Source organism: Pacificispira spongiicola (assembly GCF_012926505.1).
Lineage (GTDB): Bacteria > Pseudomonadota > Alphaproteobacteria > UBA8366 > Aestuariispiraceae > Pacificispira > Pacificispira spongiicola.
Window position 1 is genome coordinate 661,240 of record NZ_JABBNT010000002.1, and the last position, 15,430, is coordinate 676,669.

Sequence of the window (15,430 nt, forward strand, 5' to 3'; positions counted from 1 at the left end):
TCCGAAGGGTCGGCACGATATGGGCCGTTTAGGACCGATCGAAACCGTACAGGGGGCGCATGGGTTCATGCGTCCCCCGATTTCGAAACCGAGTGTGGTGGTGGTGCAGCAAGGCGACGGCGATCTTCTGGAAGCGGCAACCGCCGGTGAACCGGGTGCCTTTCGCAGCCTGCTGGACCGGTATGCCGACCGGGTTTTTGCCAATTGTTACCGCGTATTGGGCAATCGGACGGACGCGGAAGACGCAACACAGGAAAGCTTCGCGCGGTTGTGGAAAGTCCTTTCCCCCGGCGCGAAGGCCGCGGCACCGGATCGCGACGCGCTCGGCTGGTTGTTGCGGACCTCGCGGAACCTGTGCATCGACAAGCTTCGGCGCGGCAAGCGCTGGGTGGCCGATGACGACAAGATTGCGATGACCGCCGATGACGCCCCGAATGCGGAGGCGCAGAGACAGGCATCGGATCGCCAGAACCGAGTCCGACAAGTGCTGAGCGGGTTGCCCGACCGGCAACGCGTGGCGATCGCCCTGGTTCACTTCGACGGCTTGCCCCAGGCGGACGCGGCGGACAGTCTGGGAATTTCAGTCGATGCGTTGGAATCGCTGCTGGCCCGGGGACGGCGGACGCTGAAGCAGCGACTGATGTCCGAAAGGGAGGATTTACTGTGATGGAAACGACGATGACGAAAGAACGGTTTCTCGAAATCCTCGACGCCTATGGCGCCGATTCCCGACGCTGGCCGGAATCAGAACGCATTGACGCCCTGCGCTTTGCCGCCAGCGGCGATGCCATGATCATGGAAGCAGTCGCGGAGGCACAGTCCCTGGACGCGATGCTGGACGGCGCGGCGGTCCCGACATTGTCGCCGCAAGCGATGGCCCGGCTGCGGGCCCACGCGCACCCGTCCCCGCTGGCCCCCCTTTCCGCTGCGATCCACAAGCTCCTGCAATGGCAGGGGCCGATCTGGCAGCCCGCGGGTGCCTTGGCGGCCTCCCTTATACTCGGCCTCACGTTGGGGCTCGCCAGCCCCGACTACGCGTCCTCCCTCGCGGCCTTGGGCGAAACGAATACCGAAGCCGCCGACAGCGCGGCGTCGGGAACAACGACACAGGGCTTCGACCTGTTCCTCGATACGGAAAACACGCTATGACCATGCAAGACACCGACCCGAAAAAGAAACCGCGCCGGTCCTGGCTGCTGATCGGATCGCTTGCTCTTAACCTGTTCCTGATCGGGTTCTTTGCGATCGGTGCAATCCGGCATCATCATCGCGGCTTCGACGATTTCGGCGGGCGCAGCCATTTCCGAACCATGATGCACTACATGGAAGACCGGGGCGGACCGCACCACCTGCCGCCGCAATTGTTTTCAGATGCGGATGAAGTCGCCTTGGCCGAAATCCGCAACCAGCATGGGTCGGAACTCGCCCAGACGCGCGCGGACGTCCGCGCCGCACGCAACGCGGTGCGCGACCTGATGCGCGACGGGGTGCGTGACCCACAGCGGTTAGCAGAGGCCCTGAACGACGCCAGCGCCGCCCGCGATCGCTACAGCAAGGCGATCAACGCGATGATCCTCGATCTGGCAGGGTCCCTATCCGACGACGGCTACCGAGACCTCGCCGGGCCGGAACGCCCATAAAAAACCTCTCCCTCAGCGGAGGGAGAGGTCTTGTTTCTTCCCGAAACGCGGGCGGCCCGACTAGGCGGCGTCCGGCGTCACCCAAGGCTGGGAATTCCGGCGCTCGGCTTCGTAACCGTCGATTTCGCCCCCCTTCTGAAGGGTCAGGCCGATATCGTCCAACCCGTTCAGCAAGCAATGTTTCCGGAACGGATCGACATCGAAGGCGATTTCCTTACCGTCCGGATCGACCACGACCTGCCGTTCCAGATCGACGGTGAACATGGCGTTCTGACCGCGATCGGCCTTGTCCATCAATTCCTTGACCGTTTCTTCCGGCAGGCGGATCGGCAATACGCCGTTCTTGAAGCAGTTGCCGTGGAAAATGTCGGCGAAGCTGGGCGCGATGACGCAGCGGATGCCGAAATCTTCCAACGCCCAGGGGGCGTGCTCCCGGGACGAACCACAGCCGAAATTGTCGCCGGCGATTAGGATCGTCGCGTGACGATACGGTTCCTTGTTCAGGATGAAATCCGGGTTTTCCGACCCGTCTTCCTTGTACCGCATTTCGTCGAACAGGTTCTTGCCCAGACCCGCGCGCTGAATGGTTTTCAGGAATTGCTTCGGAATGATCATATCCGTGTCGATATTGATCAGGTCCATCGGCGCCGCGATGCCGGTCAGTTCCTTGAACGGTTTCATCTCGTCTTTCCCCCTTATTTCCGGCCGCGCTTCAACAGCGTCAAAAGGAAGCCCGGATCCAGGCTGCCGATCATGTCGTCGTCATTGGCAGGCGCCGGGACATCGACTTCCCAGCCGTTGCCGTGCATGTCGCGCCCGAAGACGCGTTCCAGATGGTCGATCGGCAGGGCCATATTGCTCATCGCAGATACTCCCGTACGTCGGCCAGCTTGCCTTTCAGCGCGGCGGCGGCGGCCATCGCGGGGCTGACGAGGTGGGTACGCCCGCCCCGGCCCTGACGGCCTTCAAAGTTGCGGTTGGACGTCGAGGCGGAGCGTTCGCCCGGCGCCAGCTTGTCCGCGTTCATGGCCAGACACATGGAACAGCCCGGTTCACGCCAGTCGAAACCGGCTTCGATCAGGACGCGGTCCAGGCCTTCCTTTTCCGCCTGTTCCTTCACCAGTCCGGACCCCGGAACGACCATCGCACGGACGCCGTCGGCAACCTTGCGGCCCTTGGCGATTTCCGCGACCTGACGGATATCCTCGATACGGCCGTTGGTGCAGGAACCGATGAAGACCGTATCGATCTTCACATCGGTCATCGGCATGCCGGCCTTCAGGCCCATATAGTCCAGGGATCGCTGGGCGGCGGCGCGCTTCGCATCGCCGAAGCCCGTCGGGTCCGGCACATTGCCCGTGATCGGCACGACGTCTTCCGGGCTGGTGCCCCAGGTGACCTGCGGCACGATATCGTTGACGTCCAGCACGACTTCCTTGTCGTAGACCGCGTCTTCGTCCGACGGCAGCGACTTCCAATAGGCGACGGCACGGTCCCAGGCCTCGCCCTTCGGCGCCATCGGGCGGCCCTTCAGGTATGAGAAGGTCGTTTCGTCCGGCGCGATCAGACCCGCGCGGGCACCGCCTTCGATGGTCATGTTACAGACCGTCATGCGGCCTTCCATGGACAGGTCGCGGATCGCCTGACCGGCGAATTCGATGACATGACCGGTGCCGCCCGCGGTGCCGATCTTGCCGATGATCGCCAGGATCAAGTCCTTCGCGGTAACGCCGATCGGCAGCGCGCCATTGACCATGACGCGCATGTTCTTCGCCACCGTCTGCTGCAGAGTCTGGGTCGCCAGCACATGTTCGACCTCGGACGTGCCGATGCCGAAGGCCAGGGAGCCGAAGGCGCCATGGGTCGCCGTGTGGCTGTCGCCGCAGACGATGGTCATGCCCGGCAAGGTAAAGCCCTGCTCCGGACCGATGATGTGCACGACGCCTTGACGGACATCCATCATCTCAAAAATCGGAACGCCGAAATCCTTCGCATTGCGGGACAGGGTGTCGACCTGAACGCGGCTTTCCTCGTCCTCGATCCCGGCGGCGCGGTTGGCGGTCGGTACGTTGTGGTCGGGAACGGCGAGCGTCAGTTCCGGACGCCGCACCTTGCGGCCCGCATTGCGCAGGCCTTCGAACGCCTGCGGGCTGGTCACTTCGTGAACCAGATGGCGGTCGATATAAATCAAACAGGTTCCGTCATCCTGACGATGGATGACATGACTGTCCCAGATCTTATCGAACAACGTCTTCGGTGTGCTCATTTTGCCCTCTCCGCGCCGTCCCAATGTGCATGGAATTTTTCTATGGGCGACGAAATACCCTAACTCCCTGAACGCATAAAGTTCGCCTGTGGTCGCGATACTTGTGACGAAATTGGGTCATAAACCCACGCCTATCGGGCACAGACCAAGTCCGGTTTTCCGGGACTTTTGCATCCGGGAGCCGGAATTTCGGCGCCCCGGATGCAAATTCGAAGTCCGGAAAGCGGATGGCGCGTCACGAGTGTCGTGACGCGACCTACTTACGCGTCCGTTTTGTCCCCGACGTAACGGCCGTTGACCATGCCACGGCCGGTCGTGCGTTCGACGATACGGGCCGACTTACCGGCGCGACCGCGCAGGTAGTACAGCTTCGCACGGCGGACTTTACCGCGGCGCACGACGTCGATTCCTTCGATGCGCGGGCTATAGAGCGGGAACACGCGCTCGACGCCTTCGCCGTAGGAGATTTTACGGACGGTGAAGTTCGAGTTCACACCGGCATTCTTACGGCCGATGCAGACGCCTTCGAAAGCCTGGATACGCTCACGCGTGCCTTCGACGACCTTCACGCGGACGCGAACCGTGTCACCCGGCGAAAATTCCGGGATCGCCTCGCCGGCGGCCAGGCGCTTTTCGACCTGCTCCGCGTTCAACTGTTCGATAATGTTCATGACCTTGCTTCCTTTCTTCGCAAATCTTTTGCGTTACGCAACGTTTTCGGCCCCGGCATAGCGGGTCCAAAGATCCGGCCTCCGCCGCTTGGTGACGGCTTCGGCCTGGGCCCGTCGCCAGGCCCTGATATTCTCGTGATGACCGGAGAGCAGGACGTCCGGAACCTTCCGTCCTTCCCATTCCGCCGGTCGCGTATAAAGCGGGTATTCGAGAAGCCCGCTTTCGAAACTTTCTTCCTCAAGCGATTCAGAGGAGCCCATAACGCCCGGAATCAGCCGCAGGCATGCATCCAGCATGACTAGGGCCGCGGGTTCGCCGCCCGAGAGGATGAAATCGCCGAGGCTGATTTCACGGACCTCCCATTTGTCGAGCACCCGCTGATCGACGCCTTCATACCGGCCGCATAGAATGCGGACGCCCGGTTCGGCGGCCAATTCCCGAGCCACGGTCTGGTCGAAGACCCGACCCCGCGGCGACGGATAGACCAGCGGACCCGGCGCATCGGCCACGGAGGCCAGCGCCGCGTCGATCACGTCCGGACGCATCACCATCCCGGCCCCGCCGCCCATCGGCGCATCGTCCACGGTCTTGTGCTTGTCCGTGGCGAAGGACCGGATATCGACGGTGTCGACCTTCCAGAGTCCGTTTTCCAGCGCCTTTCCGGCCAGCGACTGGCCGAGGGGCCCCGGAAACATTTCCGGAAACAGGGTGAGCGCGGTCACGGTCCAGGGAGAAACGGTCATTGATCCGCCCCCTTTTCCGCTTCCGTCTCCACCGGCGGCACGACGGTCAGACGACCGCCCGCCAGATCGATCGACGGCACGACATCGCGGGTGAATGGGTAGAGGACGACCTTTCCATCCGCGTCGGATACTTCCAGCATATCGCCGCTGCCGAAATCGAAGATCGCGCGGACCGTGCCGAGCGCCATCCCGTCTTCCGTCACCGCCGACAGACCGATCAGGTCCGCGTGGTAGAATTCCTCCTCATCCGTTTCCGGCAGCAGTGCGCGGTCGAGATAAAACTCGGTGCCGCGCAAGGCGTCGGCCGCGTTGCGGTCCGTGCAGCCTTTCAACTGGATGAGAAGTTGGCCTTTCGCCTCGCCCTTCACCGTGACGCCGTATTCGGTTTGACCCGATGCGTCGGTCAACGGGCCATAGGCCGTCAGATCGGCAGGATCGGCGGTAAAGCTTTTGACGCGCAGCATGCCCCGCACGCCATGCGCGCCGGTCACCACTCCCACGACTAGCCGTTCCACCGTCATATGTCCGATCCCGTCTGGCATCGATCCGTCCGTCAGGCTCCAGAAACCGCCTTAGGCGTTGGTTTCTTCAGCGGCAGCTTCTTCAGCCGGGGCTTCTTCCGCAGCGGCTTCCTCAGCCGGGGCGGCGGCGGCTTCAGCGGCTTCCGCTTCAGCGGCGGCGGCGGCTTCGGCAGCTTCCTTGGCTTTTTCTTCGCGCTCGCGGATACGCTCCTGCGCTTTCGCCTTCGGCTGGTTCTTCTTGGTCTGTTCCGGGATGGACGGCTTGTCCATCACACCGGCGTCGGCCAGGAAGCGGTGGACGCGCGGGGACGGCTGGGCGCCGACCGACAGCCAATGCTTCGCACGGTCCAGGTTGATCTGAATCCGCTCGGCATGGTCCGCCGGGACCATCGGGTTGTGGAAGCCGATCTTCTCAATGAAGCGGCCATCGCGCGGCGCGCGGCTATCCGCGACCACGATGCGGTAGAACGGGCGCTTTTTCGCACCGCCACGGGACATCCGAATCTTAAGGCTCATACGTGTTCTCCAGTTTCAAAACTAACGTGTACTCGGTTGTCAAAAGGCCGGGATACCTACCGACCGGTTATATCTTCGGGAAACCCCTATTTCTTGGGGAAACCGGGAGGGAATCCCCCCATCCCGGGAGGCAGTTGGCCGCCCCCCAAACCTTGTCCCGGCCCACCCAGGCCGGGCATCTGTCCGCCGCCCATCAGCTGGCTCAAATCCGCGCCGCCCGGTCCGCCGAGGCCGAAGGGCATCTTCCCCTTCTTCCCCATCTTGGCGACCTGCTTCATCATCTTCGCCATCATCTGATGCTGTTTCAGCAGCTTGTTCACATCCTGCACCGACGTGCCCGACCCGGCGGCGACGCGGCGCTTGCGCGACGCGTGCAGCACACCCGGATTACGACGTTCCTGCGGCGTCATGGAGGAAATAATCGCTTCCTGCCGCAGCATCATCTTCGGGTCGATATTCGCGCCCGCCATCTGCTTCTTGATCTTGCCGACACCCGGCAGCAGCCCCATCACGCCTTCCAGACCGCCCATCTTGCGCATCTGTTTCAGTTGCGAGGCCATGTCGTCCAGATCGAATTCGCCCTTCTGCATTTTGCGGGCGATCTTTTCGGCCTCTTCGGCCTCGATCGTTTCGGCGGCTTTCTCCACCAGGGAGACGACATCGCCCATGCCCAGGATACGGCCCGCGACGCGGTCGGCCCGGAAGGCTTCCAGCCCGTCCATCTTCTCGCCGGTGCCGAGGAACTTGATCGGCTTGCCGGTGACCTGACGCATGGACAGCGCGGCCCCGCCGCGTGCATCGCCGTCGACGCGGGTCAGGACGATCCCGGTCAGACCGACGCGGTCTTCGAAACTCTTCGCGACGGTCACCGCGTCCTGACCGGTCATGCTGTCGGCAACCAGCAGGGTCTCGCGCGGCTTCGCTGCATCGCGAACGGCGGCGACTTCGGCCATCAGCTGTTCGTCGACATGCAGGCGGCCCGCGGTATCGAGCATGACCACGTCATACCCGCCCAAGCGCCCGGCATTCATCGCGCGTTTGGCGATATCGACCGGCATCTGGCCCGCGACGATCGGCAAGGTCGCGACGCCCGTCTGCTCGCCCAAAATCTTCAATTGTTCCTGCGCCGCCGGACGATAGACGTCCAGGGACGCCATCAGGACCTTCTTCCGGTCCTTTTCGGTCAGACGCTTCGCGATCTTCGCCGTGGAGGTCGTCTTACCCGACCCTTGCAGGCCGACCATCAGAATGGCGTGCGGCGGTTCCCCGATCAGCGTCAGGTCTTGATCGTCGGACTGCAGCAACCCGACCAACGCGTCGTGCACGACCTTGACGACCTGCTGGCCCGGCGTGACCGACTTCAACACCTGTTCGCCGACGGCCTCTTCCTTGACCTTGGCGATGAAGTCCTTGACGACCGGCAGCGCCACATCGGCTTCCAGCAGCGCGATGCGGATGTCGCGCATGGCGGCATCGACGTCGCCCGCTTTCAGCGAACCGCGCTTTTTCAGGGCGTCGAAAACACCGCCCAACCGATCTGACAAAGACTCGAACATATCCACTCCAAAACCGTTCGATCAGGCAAAGGAATAGGCCACAACGCAAAACACGCCGGTGCGCGAAACTCGCGGACCGGCGGAGCCCCTTCTTAATCGAGTGGGGACCGATTGCAGTCATTCCTGCTTGATGTGCGGCGGCTTTTACGGGTTTTCCGCCGCGCGGTCAAGCCCGCCGGTCGGCGCCACGCCTCCCAACAACCCAATACACCCGTAAAACGTACTTTACTTAAATTAATCTATTAGACATTGAAAACATATCTATCGCGTGCATAGAATAACTCATACCAATAGTTAGGAAATCAATATGGTCAGTCGCAAAAGTCGTTCCTCGCGCCTGCCAACGGATGTGGACCGAACCGTCGGCGCCAATATTCAGGCCCGTCGCGTGGCACTCGGCCTGACGCAAACGGAACTCGGCACCGCAATCGGGCTCGGCGCCTCCGAAATCCAACGCTTCGAATCCGCCCAAGACCGCGTTTCCGCCGGTATGCTCTTCCACCTGTCTCAAGCGCTGCAGATTGTGCCGGACCGACTGTTCGACGGCGCGACGTCCGATCTCCGGCCCGCCGCGGTTGCTCCGCGTACGGACGTCATGGAACTCTGCCAGGCCTTCGCCGCGATCCGCCGACCGCAAGAACGTCAGGCCTTTTTGCGGCTGGTCAAGGGTATCGCTCTCAGCGACGCTCTGGGAAGCGGAGTTTAAGAGGTCTAACGTCCTCCCGTCGGAGGCGTCAGCGACAGCGAAATTGCGCGGACGCCTGGGTTTCCTTATAAGACGGCCCATATAGTCGCGTGTCCGATGGGGACGCGCACCATTGGGATTCGGAACCGAAGATGCTGGCCTTTCGCAAGATGCACGGATTGGGCAACGATTTCGTCGTGCTGGATGCACGCGCGAAACCGGTCGATCTGCCGGAATCCCGCATCCGCGCCATCGGCGACCGACATCGCGGCATCGGCTTCGACCAATTGCTCGTCATCGAGCCGCCGACGGACGGATCGACGGCCTTCATGCGCATCTACAATCCGGACGGCAGCGAGGCCCAGGCCTGCGGCAACGGCACGCGCTGCGTCGCGCATCTTCTGATGGACGAAGCCGGATCGGACGAAGTCGCGGTTCAGACCCGGCGCGGGCGCCTGCCGTCGTATCGGAATTCGGACGGCACGGTTTCCGTCGATATGGGCGCGCCGATGCTCGACTGGCAGGATATTCCCCTGGCCCGGGACGTCGACCACCTGCATCTGCCGATTGAGCTGGAGGTCCTGCACGATCCGGTCGCCGTCGGCATGGGGAACCCGCATTGCGTCTTCTTCGTCCCGGATGCCGAGGCAGTGGACCTGTCGCGCCTCGGCCCGCAGATCGAACACCACCCCATGTTCCCGGAACGCACGAATGTGGAAGTTGCCTCCCTCGGTCCCGATGGGGTCCTGCGCCTGCGCGTTTGGGAACGCGGTGCCGGGATCACGCTGGCCTGCGGGTCCGGGACCTGCGCGACCGCCGTCGCCGCGCATCTGCGCGGGCATGTTGATGCGTCCGAGCAGCCGATCCGCATCCGCGTCGACGGCGGCGAACTCGCCATTCAATGGCGACAAGACGACGGCCATGTCATCATGACCGGACCCATCGCGACATCCTTCCTGGGGGAAATGGCCCTGTGACGGAAATCGTAACCTTCGGCTGCCGCCTGAATGCCTTCGAATCCGAAGCGATCCGCGAATTGACCGCGGATCGGGCGCGGGACGATCTGATCGTCGTGAATACCTGCGCCGTGACGGCGGAGGCCGAACGGCAGGCACGTCAGACGATCCGTAAGCTGCGCCGCGACCACCCCGATGCGGAAATCCTGGTCACCGGCTGCGCCGCGCAGATTTCGCCCGACGCCTATGCCGCCATGCCGGAGGTCACCCGCGTCGTCGGCAATCGCGAGAAACTGAAGGCCGAAACCTATGGCGGCCAGAGCGAGGAACGCATCCTGGTCGACGACATCATGTCGGTGGAGGAAACCGCCGGGCATCTGATCGCCGGATTCGGCGAACGCGCCCGCGCCTTCGTCCAGGTCCAGAACGGCTGCGACCATCGCTGCACCTTCTGCATCATCCCCTACGGTCGGGGAAACAGCCGGTCCGTTCCGGCGGGCGTGGTCGTCGAACAAATCCGCACCCTGGTCGAAACCGGCGTGAAGGAAGTCGTGCTCAGCGGCGTCGACATCACCTCCTATGGCGCGGACTTGCCCGGCCATCCGACCTTGGGGCAACTGACCCGCCGCATCCTGAAACTGGTCCCGGACCTGCCGCGCCTGCGCATTTCCTCCATCGACTGTATCGAGATGGATGAAGACCTGATGCGCGCGATCGCGGAGGAAGAGCGCCTGATGCCGCATCTGCACCTGTCGCTACAGGCCGGGGACGACATGATCCTGAAGCGGATGAAGCGGCGCCATTCCCGCGACGACGCGGTGCGCCTGACCGACCGATTGCGCGACCTGCGTCCCGGTATCGTCTTTGGGGCGGACCTGATCGCGGGCTTCCCGACCGAAACCGACGCGATGTTCGACAACACGCTGCAGATCGTCGACGATTGCGGACTGACTTGGTTGCATGTCTTCCCCTATTCCGAACGGCCCGGCACGCCCGCCGCGCGCATCCCGAACCAGGTTCCCAAAGCGGAGCGCAAGGCCCGCGCCAAGACCCTGCGCGATGCCGGCGCAAGAGCGGCGACCGCCTATCTGGACAGCCTGCAAGGCCACACCGCGACGGTCTTGATCGAAAAGGACAATATGGGCCACAGCGAAGGTTTCGCGCCGGTGCGCCTAGACCGCGACATGGTGGAGGGCACGCTGGTCACGACCCGACTGGGGCCGGTACGGGACGGCATCGTTCAGGGCTCCCCCATCACCGACCGCGCGGCGGCATGATCCATCCCACCCTTTTGTATCGGTAACTTCCATGGCGCTTACCTGGTTTCAGAAGATCAAGCAGGGTCTGACCAAGACCTCCTCCCGCCTTGCCGACGGCGTCGCCGGTATTTTTACCGGCAAGCGCCGCCTTGACGACGACGCGCTGGAGGAATTGGAGGAAGTCCTGATCTCCGCCGATCTGGGGCCCGCCATGGCGGCCCGGATGGTGGCGGAACTGGCCAAGAACAAGTTCGACAAGGAAATTTCCGACCTGGAGGTCCGCGAGGCCTTTGCCGCGCATGTAACGTCGGTGCTGGAGCCCGTGGCGAAACCCATCGCCGTGGACCGGACGCGCAAGCCGCATATCGTGTTGGTCGTCGGGGTGAACGGATCCGGCAAGACGACGACGATCGGGAAACTGGCCAAACACTATTCCGAACAGGGTTTGACGGTCATGTTGGCGGCCGGGGATACGTTCCGCGCCGCCGCCGTCGAACAGTTGAAAGTCTGGGGTGAGCGGACGAATTGCCCGGTCATCGCGAAAGAGACCGGGGCGGATGCCGCATCGCTGGCCTTCGACGCGATCCAGCAGGCCAAGGAACAGAATGTCGACCTCCTGTTGATCGATACGGCGGGCCGTCTGCACAACAAGACCGGCCTGATGCAGGAACTGCAAAAAGTCGTGCGCGTGATCGGCAAGCAAGACCCTGACGCTCCGCATGACACGATCATGGTTTTGGATGCCACGACCGGCCAGAACGCGGTGCAGCAGGTGTCCGTCTTCGGCGACATGGTGAAGGTCACCGGCCTTGTCCTGACCAAATTGGACGGCACGGCAAAGGGCGGTGTCATGGTCGCGCTCGCGGACCGGTTCGGTCTGCCGGTCCATTGCATCGGCGTCGGCGAACAGGCGGACGACCTGCGCGCCTTCACGGCCAACGATTTCGCCCGCGGCTTGATGGGCCTGGAATGATTGTCTTTTTCTAAAATGCAACCTAACTGTCGCGTAATGATAAGTCAGACTCGCTGACGTTATTTATTTGTTCACATTCCCCCTCTAACGTCCAAAATACGTTTAACACCCAGAGGGGACCATAGGGGATGAACGAGGACTATCAGACGGACGGCACGGATACCGAGACCGCCGAACCGGCCGCCCTAAAAACCATCGCACAACCTTTCCGCATCACCATGCTGGCAACGCTCTTGCTGGCGGGCGCCATCGCCGGGGCGGGCGCGTTTTCCATCCGCACGATGCAATCCGCGATGACGGAAATCGTTCAGGTGCGTTACGAAAAGATCGTTCTGGGCATGCAGTTCGAACGCGCCCTGACCCAGGTAAACCGCACCGAAAAAAGTCTGATCCTGTCCATCTCCCCCTTGCATCTGGAAAAGACGCTGGAAGCAAGCAAGTTTGAGCTGGAAAACGCGCTGCGGCTCAAGGAAGCCTTCGCGCAAACGCTGACCCCGGAAGAAGCGGAAATCTTCGCCCCGATCAACGACGCCTTCGATAGCTGGATCGGCGGCCACGAAAAAGTGGTCGAGGCGGTCATGGACGACAAGATCAAGAAGGCGACCCGCGTTTCCGACGGCAAGAATCAGAAGCTGATCGACGATATGGAAGCCATCACGGCGGAACTTCTGACGCAAAACCGACAAGCCATGGATTCCCTGCGGGCGGAAGCGACACGGCTCGGCACTCTGGCCTTCCAGGGCATCATCGCCTTCGCGGTTATCGGCACCGCATTCGTCCTGGGCCTGATCTTCTGGATCCTGCGTCGGCGCGTCCTGCGGCCCATCGGGCATATGACGGGCGCGATGCAGTCACTGGCGGACGGCGATACCGGGATCGACGTCCCGCGCTTCGGCCATAACGACGAATTCGAGACGATGGCGGGTGCCCTCGACCAGTTCAAACTGTCGATGCTGCGAAATGCCGACCTGACCCGATCGGCGGAAGAAGAAGGCGCCCGTCAGGCCGCCCGCGCCCGCGAATTGCAGGACGCCGCCGCCGCCTTCCGCGATCAGGTGCGCACGTCGTTGGAAGCCTTGGCCAGCGCCGCCGGTGGGTTGGACAAATCGTCCCAAAAACTGGCGAGGGAAGCCGCGAACGGCGTTAACGACACCAACGCTGCCTCTGCCGCCGCCGATGTCGCCAGCAGCAATTCCGGCGCCGTCGCCGCCGCCACGGAGGAAATGTCCGGCGCGATCCGCGAGGTAAACCGCCAAATCACGGAAACCAGTTCTGTCACCGATCGGGCGGTGGACGACGCAAAACGGGCCGCCAACACGATCAACGGCCTGGACGAGGCGTCCCAGCGCATCGGCGAGGTCGTACAACTGATCACCGCGATCGCGGAACAGACCAACCTGTTGGCGCTCAACGCGACGATCGAGGCGGCGCGCGCCGGGGATGCCGGGAAAGGCTTCGCCGTCGTCGCAAGCGAGGTCAAATCCCTGGCGACCCAGACCGGTCAGGCCACGGAGGAAATCTCCAAGCAGATCGAGGATGTCCAGCGCCGCACCGACGAGGCCGTGGCCGCCATCGGCGACATCACACGGATCATCGAACAGGTAAACGGCAATGCGTCGTCCATCGCCGCGGCGATTGAGGAACAGGACGCGACGACGAACGAAATCGCGCGCAGTGTCCAAGGCGCGGCGGAAAGTGCTGCGGAGGTCACGAACCGGATCGCCGCCGTGCGCCGCAACGCCGAATCTGCGAATGTGGTCAGCGAGGAGCTGACCAAGGCAGCGGAAACCGTAAAACGCCAAAGCGATGCCCTGGGCGCCGATATCGACGCCTTCATCCGGAAAATTGGATCGGCCTGATCGCGGTTAAAGCTTAAATTCCAATTTGGGCAGAAGGCGGCCCGGGATGGCTTCGGAAGCAACCGATCCCACCCGGATCGCCCCCATGCGCAGGTAGAAGCTTTCCGCCCCAGGATCGGATTCGATGGTCATGACCGTAGCCCCCAGTGCCTTGGCGCGCGCGGCCGCATCATCGAACAACAACGCGCCGACACCGCTCCCCATTGCTTCCGGCGCGATGAACAGCTTGTCTAGACCGGCGCGCCCGTCACCGTCGCACACGACCTTGTTTAGACCCAGCGGCACATCCGCTTCGGCATCCGCCGCCACCCGGATCGCCCCTTCCGCGATCGCCTCCGGTGTGATCCGCAGAACGTCCACACAGGCCGCCATGAAATCCGGCGGGTACCCCCAAGACGCCTTGGACCGCAGCACCATGTCCGAAAGCATATCGGCTTCATGCGCATGGGGCGCGCGGATGACAACACCCGCGGTCATTGCCCCAACACCAGACCGATGGAACCGCCCACGGCCATCGCACCCGCCGTCAGGGCGAATTTTCCGCCGAATCCTTTTCCGCCAACGGCCAGCGCAAGGCTCGCCTTTGCAATTGTGTTCGCCAGCATGGCCAACAGAATGCCCGTTACGGCGACGGACGGCAGGATCGCCCCGCCCGCGCCCGCATCCTTCGCGAAACTTAGGGTCACAGTGTCCACATCGGCCAGGCCGGCGACGATAGACAGCGTGAACAGGCCGAGATCGCCGACATGTTCGGCGATAAGGTCCGCCGCCAGGATAATGACGGCCAACAGCAGACCGAACTTAATCGCGACGGTCAGTTCCAGAGGATTCGGCAAATCGAAGGGCAGCACCTTTGTCCGGCCGGCGGTCCGGCGCCACAACACCGCCGACGCCGCGCACCCTGCCAGAGTCGCACCGACGACGGGCGGCCACAGGGCGGGTACGAGGCCGGGCTGAAGAATACCGGCGACGGCAAGGGTCCGTACGAACATAACGGACGCGGACAAGACGGCCCCGGACGCGAACAGACGCGCGCCGGTCGGCTGTTCCCTGGCCATCCGTGCGAAGTTCAGTGTCGCCGCCGTCGACGACACCAATCCGCCCGCCAGCCCCGACAGCAGAACCCCCGTCCCCGCCCCGGCCAATCGCATCAACACATAGCCCGCGAAGGACAGCCCGGCGATGACGACGACCATAAGCCAGATTTCGAAGGGGTTGAGCGCGCCCCAGGGATCGAGCGCACGGTTCGGCAGGATGGGCAGCAGCAAGGCCGAAATCGCAACGAATTTCAGCGTCGCGTTCATTTCCTCGGGCCGGACGTTCCGCAACCAGCCATGCACCAAGGCCTTGGTCCCCAGAATGACCGTCGTCGCCCCGGCCCCGACGACCGCCACCGTCATATTCCCCATCGCCGCATAGGCGCCCAGGCCGAAGGTCACCAAGGCCGCCACGACCGTGGTCGCGCTGCGTTCTTGCGGATGCGGTTTCGCCCGATAATAGGCTGCCCCCATGATTCCGGCGAATCCCAGAAAGACGAGCCCGGGCACGATCGGATGCAGCTTGTTGGCGAGAAGCCCCCAGATACCGCCCAGCAGCGCAACCAGGGTGAAGGTACGCAGACCGGCAACCCGTTCCCCCTCGTCCTCGTCCCGCGCCTGCCAACCGCGCTCCCCGCCGATCAAAATCCCGATCGCCAGCGCCACGCCCAACCGTTGCAGCAGTTCTATCTGATCCATCGTCTCACCCCTGATTGCGCCAACAGATTAATCCCGGATGAGCGATAG

The 15,430-nt window shown here is 63.1% G+C and carries 18 protein-coding genes; 8 read left to right on the forward strand and 10 right to left on the reverse strand.

Going from position 1 to position 15,430, the window contains the following annotated elements; translation table 11 throughout:
• Positions 1 to 67: 67 nt before the first annotated feature.
• The 3 genes from HH303_RS08410 to HH303_RS08420 are packed head-to-tail and all read left to right on the forward strand — an operon-like array spanning position 68 to position 1,640.
• Entirely contained in the window at positions 68 to 667 is a 600-nt protein-coding gene (locus HH303_RS08410; protein ID WP_169624780.1) for an RNA polymerase sigma factor, read from the forward strand.
• Complete coding sequence (locus tag HH303_RS08415) at positions 667 to 1,149, forward strand: DUF1700 domain-containing protein (RefSeq protein ID WP_169624781.1); 483 nt, start codon at positions 667 to 669, stop codon at positions 1,147 to 1,149. Before HH303_RS08410 ends, HH303_RS08415 begins: the two co-directional genes overlap by 1 nt.
• Positions 1,146 to 1,640, forward strand: a complete 495-nt coding sequence (locus HH303_RS08420) for a periplasmic heavy metal sensor (protein WP_169624782.1) — start codon at positions 1,146 to 1,148, stop codon at positions 1,638 to 1,640. The genes HH303_RS08415 and HH303_RS08420 overlap by 4 nt, the downstream gene beginning before the upstream one ends.
• A gap of 60 nt (positions 1,641 to 1,700) precedes the next feature.
• On the opposite strand, the gene leuD is transcribed toward HH303_RS08420, so the two are convergent.
• The 8 genes from leuD to ffh form a co-directional block, all read right to left on the reverse strand.
• Positions 1,701 to 2,321, reverse strand: coding sequence for a 3-isopropylmalate dehydratase small subunit (gene leuD, locus HH303_RS08425; protein ID WP_169624783.1), 621 nt, complete (start codon positions 2,319 to 2,321; stop codon positions 1,701 to 1,703).
• Between the two features lie 14 nt (positions 2,322 to 2,335).
• Complete coding sequence (locus HH303_RS08430; protein ID WP_169624784.1) at positions 2,336 to 2,503, reverse strand: hypothetical protein; 168 nt, start codon at positions 2,501 to 2,503, stop codon at positions 2,336 to 2,338.
• The gene (gene leuC / locus HH303_RS08435; RefSeq protein WP_169624785.1) at positions 2,500 to 3,906 is read right to left on the reverse strand and encodes a 3-isopropylmalate dehydratase large subunit; all 1,407 of its coding nucleotides are present in this window, start codon (positions 3,904 to 3,906) and stop codon (positions 2,500 to 2,502) included. Before leuC ends, HH303_RS08430 begins: the two co-directional genes overlap by 4 nt.
• A 260-nt stretch (positions 3,907 to 4,166) precedes the next feature.
• The gene (rplS, locus tag HH303_RS08440; RefSeq protein WP_169624786.1) at positions 4,167 to 4,577 is read right to left on the reverse strand and encodes a 50S ribosomal protein L19; all 411 of its coding nucleotides are present in this window, start codon (positions 4,575 to 4,577) and stop codon (positions 4,167 to 4,169) included.
• Between the two features lie 33 nt (positions 4,578 to 4,610).
• Complete coding sequence (trmD, locus tag HH303_RS08445) at positions 4,611 to 5,321, reverse strand: tRNA (guanosine(37)-N1)-methyltransferase TrmD (RefSeq protein WP_169624787.1); 711 nt, start codon at positions 5,319 to 5,321, stop codon at positions 4,611 to 4,613.
• Positions 5,318 to 5,863, reverse strand: coding sequence for a ribosome maturation factor RimM (gene rimM / locus HH303_RS08450; RefSeq protein WP_227421626.1), 546 nt, complete (start codon positions 5,861 to 5,863; stop codon positions 5,318 to 5,320). The genes trmD and rimM overlap by 4 nt, the downstream gene beginning before the upstream one ends.
• Positions 5,864 to 5,893: 30 nt before the next feature.
• A complete protein-coding gene (gene rpsP / locus HH303_RS08455) occupies positions 5,894 to 6,358 on the reverse strand; it encodes a 30S ribosomal protein S16 (RefSeq protein ID WP_169624788.1) in 465 nt (154 codons plus the stop codon).
• An 86-nt stretch (positions 6,359 to 6,444) separates the two neighbouring features.
• Positions 6,445 to 7,914, reverse strand: a complete 1,470-nt coding sequence (gene ffh, locus HH303_RS08460) for a signal recognition particle protein (protein ID WP_169624789.1) — start codon at positions 7,912 to 7,914, stop codon at positions 6,445 to 6,447.
• 307 nt (positions 7,915 to 8,221) lie between these two features.
• Here ffh and HH303_RS08465 point away from each other — a divergent pair, with 307 nt between their 5' ends.
• The 5 genes from HH303_RS08465 to HH303_RS08485 all read left to right on the forward strand — a co-directional run bounded on the left by HH303_RS08465 (position 8,222) and on the right by HH303_RS08485 (position 13,646).
• Positions 8,222 to 8,620, forward strand: a complete 399-nt coding sequence (locus tag HH303_RS08465) for a helix-turn-helix domain-containing protein (RefSeq protein WP_169624790.1) — start codon at positions 8,222 to 8,224, stop codon at positions 8,618 to 8,620.
• A gap of 131 nt (positions 8,621 to 8,751) precedes the next feature.
• Positions 8,752 to 9,576, forward strand: a complete 825-nt coding sequence (dapF, locus tag HH303_RS08470; protein ID WP_169624791.1) for a diaminopimelate epimerase — start codon at positions 8,752 to 8,754, stop codon at positions 9,574 to 9,576.
• Complete coding sequence (mtaB, locus tag HH303_RS08475) at positions 9,573 to 10,832, forward strand: tRNA (N(6)-L-threonylcarbamoyladenosine(37)-C(2))-methylthiotransferase MtaB (RefSeq protein WP_319637346.1); 1,260 nt, start codon at positions 9,573 to 9,575, stop codon at positions 10,830 to 10,832. Before dapF ends, mtaB begins: the two co-directional genes overlap by 4 nt.
• Positions 10,833 to 10,863: 31 nt before the next feature.
• Entirely contained in the window at positions 10,864 to 11,787 is a 924-nt protein-coding gene (gene ftsY, locus HH303_RS08480) for a signal recognition particle-docking protein FtsY (RefSeq protein WP_169624793.1), read from the forward strand.
• Between the two features lie 128 nt (positions 11,788 to 11,915).
• The gene (locus HH303_RS08485) at positions 11,916 to 13,646 is read left to right on the forward strand and encodes a methyl-accepting chemotaxis protein (RefSeq protein ID WP_169624794.1); all 1,731 of its coding nucleotides are present in this window, start codon (positions 11,916 to 11,918) and stop codon (positions 13,644 to 13,646) included.
• A 6-nt stretch (positions 13,647 to 13,652) separates the two neighbouring features.
• On the opposite strand, the gene HH303_RS08490 is transcribed toward HH303_RS08485, so the two are convergent.
• Positions 13,653 to 14,123 (reverse strand): GNAT family N-acetyltransferase, encoded by a 471-nt coding sequence (locus tag HH303_RS08490; RefSeq protein WP_169624795.1) that lies wholly within the window; start codon positions 14,121 to 14,123, stop codon positions 13,653 to 13,655.
• Complete coding sequence (locus HH303_RS08495) at positions 14,120 to 15,382, reverse strand: MgtC/SapB family protein (protein ID WP_169624796.1); 1,263 nt, start codon at positions 15,380 to 15,382, stop codon at positions 14,120 to 14,122. Before HH303_RS08495 ends, HH303_RS08490 begins: the two co-directional genes overlap by 4 nt.
• Positions 15,383 to 15,430: the final 48 nt, after the last annotated feature.

Bases quoted from the DNA above. Each gene is read 5' to 3' on its own strand.
- HH303_RS08410 (WP_169624780.1), top strand. From the start codon at position 68: ATGCGTCCCCCGATTTCGAAACCGAGTGTGGTGGTGGTGCAGCAAGGC.
- HH303_RS08415 (WP_169624781.1), top strand. From the start codon at position 667: ATGGAAACGACGATGACGAAAGAACGGTTTCTCGAAATCCTCGACGCC.
- HH303_RS08420 (WP_169624782.1), top strand. From the start codon at position 1,146: ATGACCATGCAAGACACCGACCCGAAAAAGAAACCGCGCCGGTCCTGG.
- leuD (WP_169624783.1), bottom strand. From the start codon at position 2,321: ATGAAACCGTTCAAGGAACTGACCGGCATCGCGGCGCCGATGGACCTG.
- HH303_RS08430 (WP_169624784.1), bottom strand. From the start codon at position 2,503: ATGAGCAATATGGCCCTGCCGATCGACCATCTGGAACGCGTCTTCGGG.
- leuC (WP_169624785.1), bottom strand. From the start codon at position 3,906: ATGAGCACACCGAAGACGTTGTTCGATAAGATCTGGGACAGTCATGTC.
- rplS (WP_169624786.1), bottom strand. From the start codon at position 4,577: ATGAACATTATCGAACAGTTGAACGCGGAGCAGGTCGAAAAGCGCCTG.
- trmD (WP_169624787.1), bottom strand. From the start codon at position 5,321: ATGACCGTTTCTCCCTGGACCGTGACCGCGCTCACCCTGTTTCCGGAA.
- rimM (WP_227421626.1), bottom strand. From the start codon at position 5,863: ATGCCAGACGGGATCGGACATATGACGGTGGAACGGCTAGTCGTGGGA.
- rpsP (WP_169624788.1), bottom strand. From the start codon at position 6,358: ATGAGCCTTAAGATTCGGATGTCCCGTGGCGGTGCGAAAAAGCGCCCG.
- ffh (WP_169624789.1), bottom strand. From the start codon at position 7,914: ATGTTCGAGTCTTTGTCAGATCGGTTGGGCGGTGTTTTCGACGCCCTG.
- HH303_RS08465 (WP_169624790.1), top strand. From the start codon at position 8,222: ATGGTCAGTCGCAAAAGTCGTTCCTCGCGCCTGCCAACGGATGTGGAC.
- dapF (WP_169624791.1), top strand. From the start codon at position 8,752: ATGCTGGCCTTTCGCAAGATGCACGGATTGGGCAACGATTTCGTCGTG.
- ftsY (WP_169624793.1), top strand. From the start codon at position 10,864: ATGGCGCTTACCTGGTTTCAGAAGATCAAGCAGGGTCTGACCAAGACC.
- HH303_RS08485 (WP_169624794.1), top strand. From the start codon at position 11,916: ATGAACGAGGACTATCAGACGGACGGCACGGATACCGAGACCGCCGAA.
- HH303_RS08490 (WP_169624795.1), bottom strand. From the start codon at position 14,123: ATGACCGCGGGTGTTGTCATCCGCGCGCCCCATGCGCATGAAGCCGAT.
- HH303_RS08495 (WP_169624796.1), bottom strand. From the start codon at position 15,382: ATGGATCAGATAGAACTGCTGCAACGGTTGGGCGTGGCGCTGGCGATC.